This is a genomic window from Mesorhizobium sp. M7A.F.Ca.MR.362.00.0.0 (assembly GCF_004023175.1).
In the GTDB taxonomy this organism is placed as follows: Bacteria; Pseudomonadota; Alphaproteobacteria; order Rhizobiales; family Rhizobiaceae; genus Mesorhizobium.
Genome location: NZ_RZTF01000911.1, coordinates 1 through 483, shown reverse-complemented (window position 1 = coordinate 483; position 483 = coordinate 1). Strand labels below are relative to the sequence as shown.

Below are 483 nucleotides of genomic sequence, written 5' to 3'. Positions count from 1 at the left end.
GTCCCCCCGGGCCGGCGCAACCATGCCACGCTTGCCGATCACATGCCCAGCGCCCATCGGCGGCACGCCTCCTGGACGCCGACACGGATCAGCTTCGTAGCGGAGAAAATAGGTCCGTCCACGGCAGCCCTGACCACGGCGATCATGATGGCTCGGCCTCATCCCGAGCAAGGGTTCCGCACTTGCCTGGGCATCTTCGCCCTGCAGAAAACCTACGGCGCTGCCCGTCTGGAAGCAGCCTGCCGGCGTGGAAACACCATCCAGGCCCGCTCTGTTGGCTCCATTCGCTCCATCCTCAAGTCTGGCTTGGACCGCGCCTTCGCGGACCCGGAACCCGAGCCCAAACCCCTACGCCACGGCAACATCCGTGGCCGCTCCTACTTCCACTGACCCTCATCATCAGGAGAGAAAAATGCTCGCACACCCTACTCATGAACGCCTCCTCGCCCTTGGCCTGGCCGGCATGGCCAAAGCCTTCGAGGA

1 pseudogene is annotated in these 483 nt (G+C 64.6%); it reads left to right on the top strand.

The annotated features are described in order from the left end of the window. Positions 1-390 (top strand): annotated as a pseudogene (locus tag EOC06_RS40570) (IS21 family transposase); the annotation flags it as partial. Between the last annotated feature and the right edge of the window lie 93 nt (positions 391-483).